The organism is Deinococcus sp. LM3, assembly GCF_002017875.1.
Lineage (GTDB): Bacteria > Deinococcota > Deinococci > Deinococcales > Deinococcaceae > Deinococcus.
In genome coordinates, this window is record NZ_MUFV01000001.1 from 1,143,601 (window position 1) to 1,160,510 (window position 16,910).

The following is a 16,910-nucleotide window of genomic DNA, read 5'->3' on the forward strand; positions in this document are numbered from 1 at the left end:
TTCACCGGGCCTTCATGTTCCCGGTCCGGGCCGCCCAGGGGGTGCCCGGTCCTTTTTCGTGCGCCTGGACGCATGCGACCATGACAGCATGATGTCATTACTGCGCGGCAGGTCTTCTTTTGAATTCGGATTACGGCGACTGATGTGGAACGGGCAGGGTCAGGATGGGTGAAGTTCACACCGAGCTGTTCCTGCTGGCTGTCGGGGTGATGCTGCTGGTCAGTCTGCTGGTCAACCGGCTGGGAGGCCGCCTGGGCATTCCGGGGCTGCTGCTGTTCCTGGGCGTGGGCATGCTGGCCGGGTCGGACGGGCTGGGCATTCAGTTTCAGGATTACCGGCTGGCTCAGGCGCTGGGTACGCTGGCCCTGTGCTTCATCCTGTTTCAGGGGGGGCTGGACACCAACTGGGCCAAGACGCGGCCGGTGGTGCGCCGGGGCCTGAGTCTGGCGACGGTGGGGGTGCTGGTCACGGCGGGCGTGATGGCGGCGTTCGCGCACTACGCGTTCGGGTTTCCGTGGCTGGCGGCGTGGCTGCTGGGCGCGATCGTCAGCAGCACGGACGCCAGCGCGGTGTTCAGCGTCCTCAAGGAGCGGCAGCTGGGCCTGAAGGGTGACGTGGCGCCGCTGCTGGAGTTCGAGTCGGGCGGGAACGACCCGATGGCGGTCTTCCTGACGGTCGGCATTCTGGAACTGATGGCGAATCCGGAACTGGGCGTGCTGAGCATCGTGCCGCTGTTCGTCAAGCAGATGCTGATCGGGGCGGTGTTCGGGGTCGTGCTGGGCCGCGCGGGTCTGTGGATCCTGAACCGCCTGCAGTTGCAGTTCGAGGGTCTGTACTCGGTGCTCAGTCTGGCGCTGGCCCTGACGATCTTCGCGGGGACGGCGGTGGCGGGCGGCAGCGGGTTCCTGGCGATCTACATCGCCGGAGTGATCATCGGGAACGCCGAGTTCATTCACCGGCGCAGCCTGCTGTCGTTTCATGACGGGCTGTCGTGGCTGATGCAGGTGGCGATGTTCCTGACGCTGGGCCTGGTCGTGAACCCGCACGAGCTGCTGCCCACGGCGGGACTGGCGCTGGCGTGCGCGCTGGTGCTGGTGTTCGTGGCGCGGCCCCTGAGCGTGTACCTGAGTCTGGCGCGCGCGAAGATGCCGCTGAACGAGAAGAGCATGGTGGCGTGGGTGGGGTTGCGCGGCGCGGTGCCGATCGTCCTGGCGACCTTTCCGCTGCTGGCCGGGGTGGAGCAGGCGAACACGCTGTTCAACATCGTGTTCTTCATCGTGCTGACCAGCGTGCTGCTGCAGGGAACGACGCTGACGCTGGTGGCGCGCTTCCTGCGGGTGCGTGAGGCGCTGCCCGAGGTGACGCAGTACCCGATCACTTACACGCCGACCGGGCACAACAAGAACGAGATGGTCGAGGTGGAGGTCCGGGCGGGCAGCGCCGCCGTGGGGCAGCGCATCATGGACCTGAGGCTGCCGCCCGAGGCGCTCGTGATCCTGGTTCACCGGGCCGGGGAGTTCCTGATTCCGAAGGGCGCGACCGAACTGCTCGCCGGGGACAGCCTGCTGGTGCTGGCCGGCGAGACCGAGCTGCGGGAAGTGGAAGGCAAGCTGCACCGCCCGGCCGGGACCGTATAGCTGCCCCTTGCGGCCGTAATACGGATTCCGTTTGTTTCGCTGACAATCCGGAACTTCACCGGATTGCCGGCTCCACGTCCGGAACCCGTTTTGCTCCTACTCGCGTCCGCTCGGATTGAACGGTCTTTGCAGCCCATTCAATCGGAGTCCGTATAAGGTGGGCGGCGGGGCGTTCATGATGTCCCCGTAAGACTTTGGCGAGGGCGTGGGGCGCAGGCTGGGAAACATGATCCTGCCCGCGCCCCGTTCCGTGCCCAGGGGCACCGGTCTGGCGGCGCTGGGCCTGGGGGCCGGGTACCTGCTGCACCTGATGCACCTGCTCGGCTGGACGTCCGGCTCGCCGGAGTGGGCGCTGGGGCCGTACCTGCTGGTCTTCCTGGGGTCGGCGGCGCTGATCTGGTCGCTCGCGGCCCGCACGGAAGCGCCGGGCGCGTGGCGGTGGGTGGCGGCCGGGACGTTCTGCTGGGGCGTCGGGAACGCGCTGTACACGCTGGGGAACGTGCAGGCGGGCGTGCTGGGGTTCACGGACCCGTGGTTCCTGGCGTTGCCGGCCTGCATGCTGCTGGCCTTCCGGCTGTTCGAGCGGCGCTGGCCGTCGCTGCCGTCGCGGGAAGCGCGGCTGGACGTGGCGGCGCAGGTCATGGCGGCCGGGGCGTACCTGTGGTTTTTCGTGCTGGCCGAGCAGATGCAGAGCGCCGGGCCGTCGCTGCTGTCGAATCTCGTGGCGGCGCTGTACCCGCTGTCGGATCTGGTGCTGCTGAGCCTGCTGCTGGCGCAGACGTGGCGCGGCCCGGACGGCGCGCCGCGCGGCATGGGGTTCCTCGCGGCGGGCATGGTGCTGTTCGTGGTGGCGGACACCGGGTACACCATCCTGGCGCTGCGGGACGCGTACGAGGGCCACATGTGGCCGGACGCGCTGTGGCCGCTGGCGGCGCTGCTGTTCGCGGCGGGGGCGTGGCAGGCGGGGCGGGTGCGCCCATTGACGGTCGGCGCCGCGCCGCGCCGTCCGCGTTCCCTGTGGTACGGGCCGCTCGCGCCGTACTCGGCGCTGCTGGCCGGGTTCATGCTGCTGGGCGCGGTGCGACTGCCGCTGGAAGCGCGGGGGGCGCTGTACGCGACGTTCTTCGCGGCGATCTTCGTGGCGGCACGACAGACGCTGACGCTGCGCCAGCTGGAGGACAGCCGCGCACGACTGGAATTCCAGTCGCGGCACGACGCGCTGACCGGCCTGGGGAACCGCCGGCAACTGCACCTGACGCTGGACAGATGTGGGAGCAACGCGGCGGGAACGGGGCTGCTGGTCGTGGACCTCGACGACTTCCGTTTCGTGAACGAGGCGCTCGGGCACCGCGCCGGGGACGCCTTCCTGCAACGCACGGCCGCCACGCTGCGGGGTCAGGCCGCCGCCCTGAACGGCGAGTGCTTTCACCTGAGCGCCGACGAGTTCGTGGTGATCGTCCCGGCCACCCGCGAGGAGCAGGTGCGCGCGGCGGGCGAGGCGCTGCGGCGCGCCCTGCGGGAGCCGGTCACGCTCGAGGGGCAGGTGCTGAACATCACGGCGTCGGTGGGCGCGGCGCTCAGACCGGCGGACGGTCTGCTGGACGGGGCGGCGCTGCTGCGCCGCGCGGACCTCGCCATGAAGGAGGTCAAACGCAGCGGCGGCAACGGACTGCGGCTGTTCGACCCGCTGCGCGACGACGCGGCCGCCTCGCGGCGGGTCATGATCGAGACGCGCCTGCGCGGCGCCGCCGAACGCGGGGAACTGCAACTGCACTACCAGCCGCAGCTGGAACGCGGCGGGCAGCGCGTGCATTTCGAGGCGCTGCTGCGCTGGCAGGACGCGCAACTGGGCGCGGTCTCCCCGGCCGAGTTCGTGCCGGTCGCGGAGAGCGCGGGCCTGATGGTCAGCCTGGACCGCTGGGTGATCGCGCAGGCGTGCCGGCAGCTGGCCGGGTGGCGGGCGGCGGGACGGCCGTGGCAGGTGGCGGTGAACATCAGTCCGCCGAACCTGGTCCGGCCGGATTTCTTGCCGTTCCTGCTGCGGACCCTGCGGGAGCACGGGCTGCCGCCCGCCGCGCTGGGCCTGGAAGTCACCGAGCGTCTGCTGGTCGAGAACGAGGCGGAGGCGCGGCAGACCCTTCAGGCCCTGATGGACCTGGGCATCGAGGTGGCCGTGGATGACTTCGGGGTGGGGCAGTCGTCGCTGTCGTCGCTGCTGCGCCTGCCGATCAGCGTGCTGAAGGTGGACCGGGCGTTCGTGACGGAACTCACGGGGGACCGCGCGGACGGTCAGGCGGCGTTCAAGGTGGTGCAGGCGGTCGTGGGCCTGGGCCGCGCCCTGAACCTGCGGGTGGTGGCCGAGGGCGTGGAAACCCCGGAGCAGGCGCAGCTGCTGTGGGAACTCGGCGTGGACGCCCTGCAGGGGTACTGGATCGGGCGGGCCGCGCCTCCGGAGACCCTGAGCGAACAGCCGGGCGGGCCGGCGGGCGCAGCGGCTCGGCCCGCACCCGGCCTTGTCTGACCTGCAAAGACACGGGGGACACCGGGCGGCGGCGCCGGTGTTACCGTGAGGTCATGACGACCACCGCCGAGAAATCTGCCGCCCGTGACACGGCACTCTTCGACCTGATCACCCAGGAGGCCGAGCGTCAGCAGCGCGGCCTGGAGCTGATCGCTTCCGAGAACTTCACCTCGGCGGCGGTGCGTGAGGCGCAGGGCAGCATCGTGACGAACAAGTACGCCGAAGGGTACCCCGGCAAACGCTGGTACGGCGGGTGCGAGGTCGTGGACCGCATCGAGCAGCTGGCCATCGACCGCCTGAAGGAACTGTTCGGCGCGGCGTGGGCGAACGTGCAGCCGCACTCCGGCAGCAGCGCGAACCTCGCGGTGTACAACGCGCTGATCCAGCCGGGCGACACGGTGCTGGGCATGGATCTGAGCCACGGCGGGCACCTGACGCACGGCAACCCCGTGAACTTCTCGGGCCTGCGCTACCGCATCGTGAGCTACAAGGTGAACCCCGAGACCGAACTGATCGACATGGAGGAGGTGCGCCGACTGGCACACGAGCACCAGCCGAAGATGATCATCGCGGGCGCCAGCGCGTACAGCCGCACCATCGACTTCGCGGCGTTCCGTGAGATTGCCGACGAGGTGGGCGCGATCCTGTTCGCGGACGTGGCGCACATCGCGGGCCTGATCGCGGGCGGCGTGCACCCGAACGCGCTGCCGCACGCGCACGTGGTCGCCAGCACCACCCACAAGACCCTGCGCGGCCCGCGCGGCGGCATTATCCTGAGCAACGACCCGGAACTGGGCGCGAAGATCGACCGGGCCGTGTTCCCCGGCTACCAGGGTGGCCCGCTGGAGCACGTGATCGCCGCGAAAGCCGTCGCGTTCGGCGAGGCCCTCACCGACGACTTCAAGGCGTACGCCGCGCAGATCATCCGCAACGCGCAGGCGCTCGCCCAGGCCTTCCAGGACAAAGGGTACCGCGTGGTGTCCGGCGGGACCGACAACCACCTGCTGGTGCTGGACCTGCGCCCCCAGGGCCTCAACGGCACCAAGGCCACACGGCTGCTGGACGCCAACCACATCACGATCAGCAAGAGCACCCTGCCGTACGACACCGAGAAGATCCTGCACGGCGGCGGCATCCGCATCGGCACGCCCGCCGTCACCACGCGCGGCATGGTCGAGAGCGACATGCAGACCGTCGCCGACCTGATCGACCGCGCCCTGAAAGGCGAGGACGTGAAGGCCGAGGTGCACGCCTTCGCCGGTGGCTTCCCGATCCCCTGACCCCGGCCGGACGGTGCGGGCGCTGACGGTCGGAGCGGACCTCAGCGCCCGCACCGCGTTTCCCCCCCCGGCACCATGCACCGGGTCCACCCGACGCGTGTGAAAATTCCGTCAATCGGCGTGCCATAGTGTGAGCATCCATGACTGAACCGCCCCCCCCACAGGTCAGTTACGCTGAACTGACCCTGCGACTCACCCGGCTGGGCCTGAGCGCCCCGGACCTCGGCAGCGCCATGCAGCCCGTCCTGGACGCCCTGATCACCCACACCGCCGCCGCCGGGGCCGGGTACTTCCAGTGGTGGGAATCCGAACAGACCTTCCGCATCCGCGCGTCCAGCGGCCACCACCCCTGGCACGACACGTCCGGCCTGCCCGCCGCCCTGCCGCTCATTCAGGCCCTGCGCGCCGCCGACGGCGTCAACTTCTACACCGACACCCTGACCCACCCGGCCGTGACCGGCTTCGCCGCGCTGGGCATCCACGCCCTGATCGCCGCGCCCATCCACGACCGCCACGGACACCTGATCGGCGCGCTGCTGGCGCACGCGCATACCCCGCACGCCTGGACGGACATCGAATGTGCCCTGACCGGCAGCGTCACCGGCCTGCTGTCCCTGCTGGCCGCCCGCCTGGACGCCGAGGAACGCGAACGCGAAGCGCACGAGAGCGCCCTGCGCACCCTGGGCCTGTTCCTGGAAGCGCGGGACGCCGAAACGCACGGCCACACCGACCGCGTCACGCAACTCGCCGTGCGGCTGGGCCGCGCCCTGCAACTCGACGAATCCAGCCTGTGCGCGCTGCGCTGGGGCGCGTACCTGCACGACATCGGCAAGATCACCCTGCCCGACGAGGTGCTGCGCTGGCCCGGCCCGTTCAGCCCCGCGCAGCGCGAACGCATGCGCGTTCACGTGGAGGAAGGCGTGTCGCTGGCGCAGCAGCTGACGTTCCTGCCGAAACCCGCCCTGGACGTCATCGCCGCGCACCACGAACGCTGGGACGGCAGCGGCTACCCCCTGGGACAGCGCGGCCAGAACATCCCCCTCCCGGCCCGCATCTTCGCCGTGTGCGACGTGTTCGACGCCCTGACCAGCAACCGACCCTACAAGCACGCCTGGACCCCCGACGAGGCCCTGGCCTTCGTGCAGGCCGCCAGCGGCACCCACTTCGACCCGCAGGTCGTGCAGGCCCTCATGAAAGTCCTCGGCCACCACGCCGCGTAAGCAGGCAACATAGCAGGAATATCCCATTCCGCCTGAACACGATCAGGTGGTACGGTAGACCATGCCCCCCGAACAGATCCTGCGCGCCTACGCCGAAGCCGTGTACGCCCGCGACACCCAGGCCCTGCTCGCCCTGTACCACCCGCAGGTCACCGTGTACGACCTGTGGGAACACTGGCTCTACGACGGCCAGCAGCAGTGGCGCGGCATGATCGAAGGCTGGTTCGCCAGCCTCGGCGAGGAGCGCGTGCAGGTCACCTTCGACGACATCCGCACCCACGTCACACCCGACATGGCCCTCGTGCACGCCTTCGCCACCTACGCGGGCCTGAGCGCCACCGGCGAACGCCTGCGCGCCATGAACAACCGCCTCAGCCTGACCCTGGTCCCCGAAGGGAGCGGCTGGCTGATCCTCCACGAACACAGCAGCGCCCCCGCCGACTCCGAAACCGGCAAGGTCAACCTCCAGCGCCCGGCGTGAACGAGGAGGAGCTGAGAGGAACCTCACCCAGCCTTCGTGATTACAACGTGATGGCGCGTAGTCTCAAGGTTCTGAATGACAAATACATCCAAGTTTTCATAGCGTGAGGCAGCAAAATGGCCAGATGGAATTTCAATCTCGCACCTAGGATAGGGCTTTTGCCGATAAGGCTCGGAATGTCATTAAGTGATGCCGGGAGCATACTTGGCCTCAATCCTTCGAGCGTCATCAGCGAAGGCTCAGGAATGAAACGGGCCGTTTACGGCGATATCGTCATTCTCTATGCAGACTACACTGACACCATTTTTAGCATTTCATGCACGCTCTACGGCGATAAGGAAGTGAGCATGAACGGCCATAAAATCATATTCGAGGAATATTGGTCTCCAGATATCAACGAGACGATAGCCTCCCTGGGCAAATATGAAATAATGGAGGGAGTAAGACATTTCCACGATCTCGGAGTCGCGTTTCCAGACAGAATCGATAACGATGATACGAGTGATCAGATTGTCAGCGTCTATCGTCCGCACAAAGGATCATCCTGATTTTGAATCACACTTACTCTGAATCCATGACGCATCAGGAAGGGATAGTGCAGGTGCTGGCCGCCATCCTCAGCCAGCCGCACGAGGTCGTGCAGGCGTTCAGCCGGGGCAATCCGTTCGACAAGCTGCTGCGCAGTTACGACGAGTTCAATGCGCAGGGCCAGCCGCTTTACCGCCACCGCCGAGGCAATTCGCACTACCGCATGTCCCGCGCGGCCTTTGAGTCCGGCCTGTGCGCCTTGCAGCTGTATGGCGAGCACCGCGTGCCGCTGAACATCATCAGGCGGCGACTGCTGGGCACGGGCGGCGACCCGGAGCAGATCCGCGCGATCCTCCGCGCGAACGAGGTCGTGCTGATCACTCCGGACGAGCAGCGGCGCCTGGACGCCTCGGTCGCCAACGGGGGGCTGGCCCTGAGGCAACGGCTGCCGGAGGACGGCAGTGACCGGTTGACCTTCGCGGGCATCGAGATCGCCCTGGAGACCCTGACCCGCTGCCTGTAACGCGAATGGCCGCGCCTCTCCCCTGCCTGGGGCGGCGCGGCCTTCCTGTGCGGGATTTAGCGGGGCAGGACCGAGGTGCCCATCAGGTGCTGGTCGATGGCGCGGGCGGCCTGACGGCCCTCGCGGATGGCCCACACGACGAGGCTCTGGCCGCGCCGCATGTCCCCGGCGGCGAACACGCCTTCCACGTTGGTGTGGTAGCCACCCTCGTCGGTGTGGGCGTGGGCGTTGCCTCGGGCGTCCTTGTCGATGCCGAAGGCGTCGATGACGCTGCCGATGGGGCTGACGAAGCCCATGGCGAGCAGGACGAGGTCGGCCTTGTGGATTTCCTCGCTGCCTTCGATTTCGGTGAGTTTGCCGTCAATCAGTTCCATGCGGACGGTCTTGACGCCCGTGACCTTGCCGCCCTTGCCGATGAATTCCTTGGTGGCGATGGCGAATTCACGCACGGCGCCTTCCTCGTGGCTGGTGCTGGTGCGGAGTTTCATGGGCCAGTAGGGCCACACCAGGGGTTTGTTCTCCTGCTCGGGCGGCTGCGGCATGACCTCGAACTGGGTCACGGATGCGGCGCCGTGGCGGTTGCTGGTGCCCACGCAGTCGCTGCCGGTGTCGCCGCCACCGATCACGATGACGTGCTTGCCGTCGGCGCGCAGCTGTTTCTTCAGTTTGTCGCCGGCGTTCACGCGGTTCTGCTGGGGCAGGAATTCCATGGCGAAGTGAATGCCGTCCAGCTCGCGGCCAGGGGCGGGCAGGTCGCGGGGCTGCTCGGCGCCGCCCGCCAGCAGCACGGCGTCGAACTCGGCTTTCAGTTCGTCGGGCGTGACGGTCTTCCGGCTGAGGTTCGTGACGCGGCTGCCTTCGGGCCACGCGCCCACCAGGACGCCGGTGCGGAACGTGACGCCCTCGGCCTGCATCTGCTCGACGCGGCGGTCGATGTGGTGCTTGTCCATCTTGAAGTCGGGGATGCCATAGCGCATCAGGCCGCCCACGCGGTCGTTCTTCTCGAACACGGTCACGTCGTGCCCGGCGCGCGCGAGCTGCTGCGCGGCGGCCAGTCCGGCGGGCCCGCTGCCGATCACGGCGACCTTCTTGCCGGTCTTCACGGTGGGGGGTTGCGGCGTGACCCAGCCTTCCTGCCAGCCGCGTTCGATGATGCTCAGCTCGATGCTCTTGATGCCCACCGCGTCGCCGCTGATGTTCAGGGTGCAGGCGGCCTCGCAGGGGGCGGGGCAGATGCGGCCCGTGAATTCCGGGAAGTTGTTCGTGGAGTGCAGGGTGTCCAGCGCGCTGCGCCAGTCGTCCTGGTACACGAGGTTGTTGAAGTCCGGGATGATGTTCCCGACGGGGCAGCCGTTGTTGCAGAACGGAATGCCGCAGTCCATGCAGCGGGTCGCCTGGAGTTTCGCGGCGCCGCTGTCGAGCGGAATCAGGAACTCGTGGTAGTGCTTGAGGCGCACGTCGACCGGGGCGTACTGGTCCTTGATGCGCGGCTGGTCGAGAAAACCGGTGATCTTGCTCATGCGTGCTCCGGTGGGGGGACGCGCCCGGCCCGTGTGGGCGGGGCGCGGAAGGGGGTTACTTGGTGAGCGTACCCTGCGCCGCCACGGCGTTGGCGGGCTGCGCGGTCTGCATGCTGGTGGTGTCGGCGGCCTGCACGGTCCCGGCGTTGCTCTCGGCGCGTTCGCGCAGGGCGCGCTGGTACTCCTTCGGGAAGACCTTGACGAAGCGCTTCAGGCTGTTCTCCCAGTCGTCAAGCAGTTCGGAGGCGCGCTGCGAGCCGGTCCACTTGTGGTGGCTTTCCAGCAGGCGGCGCAGGTGCGCCTCGTCGCTCTGGCCCAGGTGCAGGGTGTCCTGGCCCTGCGCGAACTGCTGGTCTTCGGGAAGAAGCGGGAGCAGGTCCACCATGCTGGTGTTGCAGCGTGTGGCGAAGCTGCCGTCCACGTCGTACACGTAGGCGACGCCGCCGCTCATGCCCGCCGCGAAGTTCCGGCCGGTCTGGCCCAGCACGACGACGGTGCCGCCGGTCATGTACTCGCAGCCGTGGTCGCCCACTCCCTCCACGACGGCCTCGGCGCCGCTGAGGCGCACGGCGAAGCGTTCGCCCGCCACGCCCCGGAAGAAGGCCTCGCCGGTGGTCGCGCCGTACAGGACGGTGTTCCCCACGATGATGTTCTCCTCGGCGCGGCCCCGGAACTCGATACTGGGGCGCACGACCACGCGGCCGCCGGACAACCCCTTGCCGGTGTAGTCGTTGGCGTCCCCGATCAGGTACAGGGTGATGCCGGGCGCCAGGAACGCGCCGAAGCTCTGGCCGCCCGTGCCTTCCATCTGGACGAACACGGTGTTGTCGGGCAGTCCGGCCGGGTGACGACGGACCAGTTCACCGGACAGCATCGCGCCCACGGTGCGGTTGACGTTACGGACGTCCTGCAGGAAGTGGACCTTCTCGCCCTTCTCGAAGGCGGGGCGGCACTTCTCGATGAGTTGCAGGTCGAGCGCGCGGTCCAGGCCGTGATCCTGGGTGTGCAGGTGGCGCACGCCGACGTCCCCGGGCACCTCGGGGCGGTAGAAGACGCGGCTGAAGTCCAGGCCCTGCGCCTTCCAGTGCTCGATGCCCTTTTTCGTGTCGAGCAGGTCGGCGCGGCCGATCAGGTCGTCGAAGTGGCGGATGCCGAGGCTGGCCATGAGTTGACGGACCTCTTCGGCCACGAAGAAGAAGAAGTTGATGACGTGCTCGGGTTTGCCCTGGAAGCGGGCGCGCAGCACCGGGTCCTGCGTGGCCACACCCACCGGGCAGGTGTTCAGGTGGCACTTGCGCATCATGATGCAGCCCTGCGCGACCAGCGGCGCGGTGGCGAAACCGAACTCGTCGGCGCCCAGCAGCGCGGCGATCACGACGTCACGGCCGGTCTTGAGCTGCCCGTCGGTCTGCACGCGTACGCGGTCGCGCAGGCGGTTCAGCACCAGGGTCTGCTGCGTCTCCGCGAGGCCCAGTTCCCACGGGGACCCGGCGTGCTTGATGGAGCTCCAGGGGCTCGCCCCCGTGCCGCCGTCGTGCCCGGCGATCACGATGTGGTCGGCCTTGGCCTTCGCCACGCCCGCCGCGATGGTGCCCACGCCGACTTCCGAGACGAGTTTCACGCTGATGTCCGCGCGGGAATTCACGTTCTTCAGGTCGTGGATCAGCTGCGCGAGGTCCTCGATGGAGTAGATGTCGTGGTGCGGGGGCGGGCTGATCAGACCCACACCGGGCACGGAGTGGCGCAGGAAGCCGATGTACTCGCTGACCTTCCCGCCGGGCAGCTGGCCGCCCTCGCCGGGCTTGGCGCCCTGGGCCATCTTGATCTGGATCTGGTCGGCGCTGCTGAGGTAGCCGGTGGTGACGCCGAAGCGGCCCGAGGCGACCTGCTTGATCCTGGAGCGCAGGGAGTCGCCGGGTTCCAGCGGGTAGTCCACCTCGACGCGTTTCTCGCCGCTGCTGCTTTCCCCCAGGATGCTGGCCAGGGTGTGGCCCTCGCCGAGCGTCTCGCCGCGCATCTCGCGTTCGTAGCGGGCGGGATCCTCGCCGCCCTCGCCGGTGTTGCTCTTGCCGCCGATGCGGTTCATGGCGACGGCCAGCGTGGCGTGCGCCTCGGTGCTGATCGAGCCGAGGCTCATGGCGCCCGTGGCGAAGCGTTTAACGATCTCGCTGGCGCTCTCGACCTCTTCCAGCGGGACGGGCGTGACGCCGTCGGTGCGGAACTCGAACAGGCCGCGCAGGGTCATGTGACGCCGGCTCTGGTCGTTGATCAGGCGGGCGTACTCCTCGTAGGTGCTGTACGAACCGCTGCGCACCGAGTGTTGCAGCTTGGCGACCGAGTCCGGCGTCCACATGTGCTCCTCGCCGCGCACGCGCCACGCGTACTCGCCGCCCGCGTCGAGGTTCTGCGCCAGCACGGGGTCGTCGCTGAACGCCGCGCGGTGGTTGCGCAGGGCTTCTTCGGCCACCTCGAACAGGCCGATCCCGCCGACCTGGCTGGGCGTGCCGTAGAAGTACTTGTGCACGAAGTCGGTCTTCAGGCCGACCGCCTCGAACAGCTGCGCGCCGCAGTAACTCATGTACGTGCTGACGCCCATCTTGGACATGATCTTGCTCAGGCCCTTGCCGATGGCCTTGATGTAGTTCGAGATGGCCTTGTGCGCGTCGATGCCGTGCAGGGCGGGCATGCCGGGCACGTCGGTGTGCAGGTTGATCAGGGTCTCGAGCGCCAGGTACGGGTGGATGGCCTCGGCGCCGTAGCCGGCCAGCGCGGCGAAGTGGTGGACCTCGCGGGCGTCGCCGGTCTCGACGACCAGACCGACCTTCATGCGCAGCCCCGCCTTCACGAGGTGGTGGTGGACGCTGCTGAGGGCCAGCAGGCTGGGAATCGCGGCGCGTTCACGGTCCACGCGGCGGTCGCTGATGATGATGATGTTGTGGCCGCTCTCGATGGCGTCCACGGCCCAGGCGTTGATGGTCGCCAGTTTGGCTTCCACGCCGCGCGCGCCCCACTCGGCGGGGTAGGTGATGTCGAGGTCGTAGGCCTTGAACTTGCCGCGGGTGTGTTCCTCGATGTTGCGGACGCGGGCCATGTCGTCGAAGTCCAGGATGGGCTGCTCGACTTCCAGGCGCAGCTGCGGGTTGACGGCGTTGATGTCCAGCAGGTTCGGGCGCGGCCCCACGAACGACACGAGGCTCATGACGACCGACTCGCGGATCGGGTCGATGGGCGGGTTGGTGACCTGCGCGAACAGCTGCCGGAAGTAGTTGAACAGCGGCTTGTTCTTGCCGGACAGCACGGCCAGCGGGCTGTCGTTGCCCATGCTCCCGATGCCTTCCTCGCCGGTCAGGGCCATGGGGCCCATCAGGAACTTCAGGTCCTCCTGGCTGTACCCGAAGGCCTGCTGGCGATCCAGCAGCGACTCGCGGAACTGCCCGACCGTGCCGGTCTCCTCGCTGTCGTCCAGACGGAAGCGGGTGTTCTCGACCCACTGCGCGTAGGGTCGGGCCGACGCGAACTGCATCTTCAGTTCGTCGTCCTCGATGATGCGGCCCTGCTCGAAGTCGATCAGGAACATGCGGCCCGGTTGCAGGCGCCACTTCTTGACGATCTTGCTCTCGGGGACGGGCAGCACGCCGGATTCGCTGGCCAGGATGACCAGATCGTCGCGGGTCTGCACGTAGCGGGCGGGGCGCAGGCCGTTGCGGTCCAGGGTCGCACCCACCTGACGGCCGTCGGTGAAGACCATCGCGGCCGGGCCGTCCCAGGGCTCCATCATGGAGGCGTGGTACTCGTAGAACGCGCGGCGGCGCGGGTCGAGGTTGGCGTTCTGCTCCCAGGCCTCGGGGATCATCATCATGGCGGCGTGCGCCATGGGGTACCCGGCCAGCGTCAGCAGTTCGAGGGCGTTGTCGAAGGTGGCGGTGTCGCTCTCGCCCTCGAAGGAGATCGGGTAGAGCTTCTTCAGGTCGTCGCCCAGCACGGGGCTGGCCATGATGCCCTCGCGGGCGCGCATCCAGTTGAAGTTCCCCTTGACGGTGTTGATCTCGCCGTTGTGCGCGACCATGCGGTACGGGTGCGCCAGCGGCCACTCCGGGAAGGTGTTCGTGGAAAAGCGCTGGTGCACCAGGGCCAGCGCGGAGGTCACGCGCGGGTCCTGCAGGTCCAGGTAGTACTCGCCGACCTGCGTGGCGAGCAGCAGGCCCTTGTAGATGACCGTGCGGCACGACATGGAGGGCACGTAGTACTCGGCGCCGTGCGTGAAGTTCAGCGCGCGGATGGCGTTGCTGGCCCGGCGGCGGATGACGTACAGCTTGCGTTCCAGGGCGTCAGGGACCAGCGTGTCGGGACCGGCGCCGATGAATACCTGCCGGATGACGGGTTCCTTCTCGCGCACGGCGGGGCTCATGGGCATCCCGGCGTTGACCGGCACGTCGCGCCAGCCCAGCACGACCTGTCCCTCGGCGGTGACGGCGCGTTCGAGTTCCTGCTCGCAGGCGCGGCGCGAGGCGATCTCCTTGGGCAGGAAGATCATGCCGACGCCGTAGTCGCCCAGCGGCGGGAGGGTCACGCCCTGCGCGTTCATCTCGGCGCGGTAGAACTCGTCGGGAATCTGGATCAGGATGCCGGCCCCGTCGCCCATCAGGGGATCGGCACCGACCGCGCCGCGGTGGTCGAGGTTCTCCAGGATCTTCAGGCCCTGCTGGATGATGGAGTGGTTCTTGTGACCCTTGATGTGCGCAACGAAGCCCACGCCGCAGGCGTCGTGCTCGGCACCGCTGTACAGGCCCTGCTCACGGGCGAGGTTCAGTTCCGCGCCGCTCGCGGGGGTTACGGGGGTGTGCGGCGCCTCAGCCGGCGTCACCCGGTTGTCTGTTCTGTTCATGTTGACGCTCCCATCTCGCTCGTGACTCGCTGGCCCGCAGGGTGCAGGCTGCTAGAATCACCATACAGAGAGATGCATGTCTATGCAGGGCCGTTGTTTATAACGGGTCCAATGTTCTGTGCACACTTTTCTGCACATCCGGCCAGTTTTCACGGTACGCAGCGCAACAGGTCCGGCCTCAGGCGGCACTTTGTACCACGAAGGTTGCCCATCCGGACACTCCGGGCGCAAGGATCGGCGGGGGCCACGCCACCCCTCCATACAACTTCATACGGCGGGGCGGACCTCTTCAGGCGGGGTTCAGGTGCAGCAGCGTCAGTTCCGGCTCGCACAGGTTCCGCAGCGGCAGGCCGCTCAGGCCCAGGCCCCGGCTGACGTAGGCGGGCGTGCCGTGCGCGCCCTGCACCCAGCCCATCGCGTAACGCTGCCCGTACCGGCTGGGCACCACCGGCGCGCCCAGCAGCGGAAAGCGCACCTGCCCGCCGTGCGTGTGCCCGCACAGCACCAGTCCCGCCGGGCGCGGCAGGTCGGGCAGCAGGTCCGGGTTGTGCGTGACGAGCAGTGTGGCCCGGTCCCCCGCGCCCGCCAGGGCCGCCCTCACGTCCGGCTTCCCGAACCACAGGTCGTCCGTGCCGCCCACCCAGGCGTCGTCGCGCAGCGCGCGGCCCGCGTCGCGCAGGACCGTCACGCCCGCCCGCGCGAACGCCGCCTCCAGCTCGGCGCGTTTCGCGGCCCAGTCCGGCCGGGGCGCGCCGTACTGCCGGCCCCCGTACCGTCCGAAACTGCCGTAATCGTGGTTGCCCCACACGCCCAGCACGCCCAGGGGTGCGCGCAGCCGCCCCAGTTCGCGCAGCAGCGGTTCCGGCGGGGCGTCCATGCGCGCGTCCAGCTGATCGCCGCCCAGCAGCACCACGTCGGGCCGCAGGTCGTTCGTGGCGTCCACCCAGGCCGCCACACTCCCGGCCCCGATGAACAGCCCGTAGTGCAGGTCCGTCAGGAACGCGGCCCGCAGCGGGGCGCGCAGGCCCGGCAGGGCGCGGGCGTGGCGGGTCACGCCGAAGCGGTACGCCTGCGCCGCGCCCGCCCCGCCAGCGGCCAGGGCGGCCAGACCGCCGCCCCCCAGGGCGCGCAGGACGTGGCGGCGGGTCACGGTCATGCCCTCACCCTAGCGCCCGGGCCGGTCGGGGGGCGTCCACCGGAAGGTGCACGCGGGCGCGCGGTAGACTGCCGGGATGCACGCCGAGCCCGAGAATCTGCTGGTCATAGACGTACTGGACGACGACGCCGGACTGGCCGACGTGGAGGACCTGCGCGGCCGCACCTTCCAGCTGCCGGCCGAGTGGCTGCCCGGCGCGGCGGACGGCGCGGCGTACCGCGTGACGCTCAGCGGCGGGCAGGTGACGTTCACGCCCGACCCGCACGGCGCGGCCCGCCTGCGGGAACGCAGCAAGCAGACGCTGCTGGACTTCAGCGACGAGCACGACGCCGGAGACGGCGCGTGAGCCGCCAGATCCTGATCATTCCCGACCTGCATGGCCGGCCCGACCTGCTGCGCGCCGCGCTCGACCACTTCCCGGACGCGCATTACGTGTCTCTGGGCGACGCCATCGACCGTGGGCCGCGCTCCATGCCGGTCGTGGAGACCCTGATGGACCTGCACGCCGCCGGGCGCGCCACGCTGCTGATGGGCAACCACGAACGCATGATGGAAGAGGGCGTCAAGTGGTACCGGCAGTACCTGGGCACGCACGACCTCGGCGATTACCGCCGCGCCATGGAAGGCTACCAGTGGTGGATGCGCGCCGGCGGCGAGACGGTCCGCACCGAACTGGGCGGCCTGACCCTGGAGAAGTTCCCGCCGCTGCTCGAGGCGTACCTGAAGGTCCTGCGGCGCGTGGTGTACGTGACGGCCGACGGGGACATCCACGACGAGCCGCCCCCGCATCCCAGCGTGCTGATCGCGCACGCCTCGCCGCCCGTGCGGCACCCGCAGCACCCCAACCCGCTGTCGGCGGCGCTGTGGCTGCGGCCCTTCGAGGGTCCGTTCCCGCTGCCCGACGGCGTGATGTACTCCGTGCACGGCCACACCCCGGTGCCCACGCCGTCCCGGCTGGGCCGCCACCTGTACCTGGACCTGGGCGCGTACGACACGGGGCGGCTGGCGGTGGCCGAGGTGAACGTCCACGGGCTGCCGCAGGTGACGGTGTTCTGCGGGCGGGGCGACCCGGCCCGCGCCCGCAAGTACGCCCGCTTCGGAGAGCCCATTCCGGTCACGCCGGTCGACCTGCCCGGCGCGCCCCCCAGGTAAGTGCCGC

The 16,910-nt window shown here is 68.9% G+C and carries 12 protein-coding genes; 9 read left to right on the forward strand and 3 right to left on the reverse strand.

Annotation, left to right across the window (positions count from 1 at the left end):
• Positions 1-164 precede the first annotated feature (164 nt).
• The 7 genes from BXU09_RS05355 (at position 165) to BXU09_RS05380 (ending at position 8,190) form a co-directional block, all read left to right on the forward strand.
• Positions 165-1,637 carry a potassium/proton antiporter gene (locus tag BXU09_RS05355; protein ID WP_078301036.1) on the forward strand — a complete coding sequence of 491 codons (1,473 nt, stop codon included), beginning with the start codon at positions 165-167 and terminating at the stop codon, positions 1,635-1,637.
• Positions 1,638-1,863: 226 nt separating this feature from the next.
• A complete protein-coding gene (locus tag BXU09_RS21865; protein ID WP_144011992.1) occupies positions 1,864-4,158 on the forward strand; it encodes a bifunctional diguanylate cyclase/phosphodiesterase in 2,295 nt (764 codons plus the stop codon).
• Positions 4,159-4,211: 53 nt separating this feature from the next.
• Positions 4,212-5,438, forward strand: a complete 1,227-nt coding sequence (gene glyA, locus BXU09_RS05365) for a serine hydroxymethyltransferase (RefSeq protein ID WP_078301038.1) — start codon at positions 4,212-4,214, stop codon at positions 5,436-5,438.
• 140 nt (positions 5,439-5,578) lie between these two features.
• Positions 5,579-6,658, forward strand: coding sequence for an HD domain-containing phosphohydrolase (locus BXU09_RS05370; protein ID WP_078301040.1), 1,080 nt, complete (start codon positions 5,579-5,581; stop codon positions 6,656-6,658).
• Positions 6,659-6,719: 61 nt separating this feature from the next.
• The gene (locus BXU09_RS05375) at positions 6,720-7,139 is read left to right on the forward strand and encodes a nuclear transport factor 2 family protein (protein ID WP_078301041.1); all 420 of its coding nucleotides are present in this window, start codon (positions 6,720-6,722) and stop codon (positions 7,137-7,139) included.
• A 116-nt stretch (positions 7,140-7,255) separates the two neighbouring features.
• Positions 7,256-7,687, forward strand: coding sequence for a hypothetical protein (locus BXU09_RS20130; RefSeq protein ID WP_144011993.1), 432 nt, complete (start codon positions 7,256-7,258; stop codon positions 7,685-7,687).
• Positions 7,688-7,713: 26 nt separating this feature from the next.
• Positions 7,714-8,190, forward strand: coding sequence for a hypothetical protein (locus BXU09_RS05380; protein WP_144011994.1), 477 nt, complete (start codon positions 7,714-7,716; stop codon positions 8,188-8,190).
• 56 nt (positions 8,191-8,246) lie between these two features.
• Here the strand turns inward: BXU09_RS05380 and BXU09_RS05385 are convergent, their stop codons facing one another.
• From BXU09_RS05385 to BXU09_RS05395, 3 genes are all read right to left on the reverse strand, one after another.
• The gene (locus BXU09_RS05385; RefSeq protein WP_078301043.1) at positions 8,247-9,710 is read right to left on the reverse strand and encodes a glutamate synthase subunit beta; all 1,464 of its coding nucleotides are present in this window, start codon (positions 9,708-9,710) and stop codon (positions 8,247-8,249) included.
• A gap of 55 nt (positions 9,711-9,765) precedes the next feature.
• Positions 9,766-14,595: a glutamate synthase-related protein gene (locus BXU09_RS05390; RefSeq protein WP_078301044.1), complete on the reverse strand. Its 4,830-nt coding sequence runs from the start codon at positions 14,593-14,595 to the stop codon at positions 9,766-9,768.
• 289 nt (positions 14,596-14,884) lie between these two features.
• Entirely contained in the window at positions 14,885-15,751 is an 867-nt protein-coding gene (locus BXU09_RS05395) for a metallophosphoesterase (RefSeq protein WP_078301045.1), read from the reverse strand.
• Positions 15,752-15,827: 76 nt separating this feature from the next.
• Here BXU09_RS05395 and BXU09_RS05400 point away from each other — a divergent pair, with 76 nt between their 5' ends.
• The gene (locus BXU09_RS05400) at positions 15,828-16,097 is read left to right on the forward strand and encodes a hypothetical protein (protein WP_078301046.1); all 270 of its coding nucleotides are present in this window, start codon (positions 15,828-15,830) and stop codon (positions 16,095-16,097) included.
• A complete protein-coding gene (locus tag BXU09_RS05405; protein ID WP_078301047.1) occupies positions 16,094-16,903 on the forward strand; it encodes a metallophosphoesterase in 810 nt (269 codons plus the stop codon). Before BXU09_RS05400 ends, BXU09_RS05405 begins: the two co-directional genes overlap by 4 nt.
• The last annotated feature ends 7 nt before the right edge of the window (positions 16,904-16,910 follow it).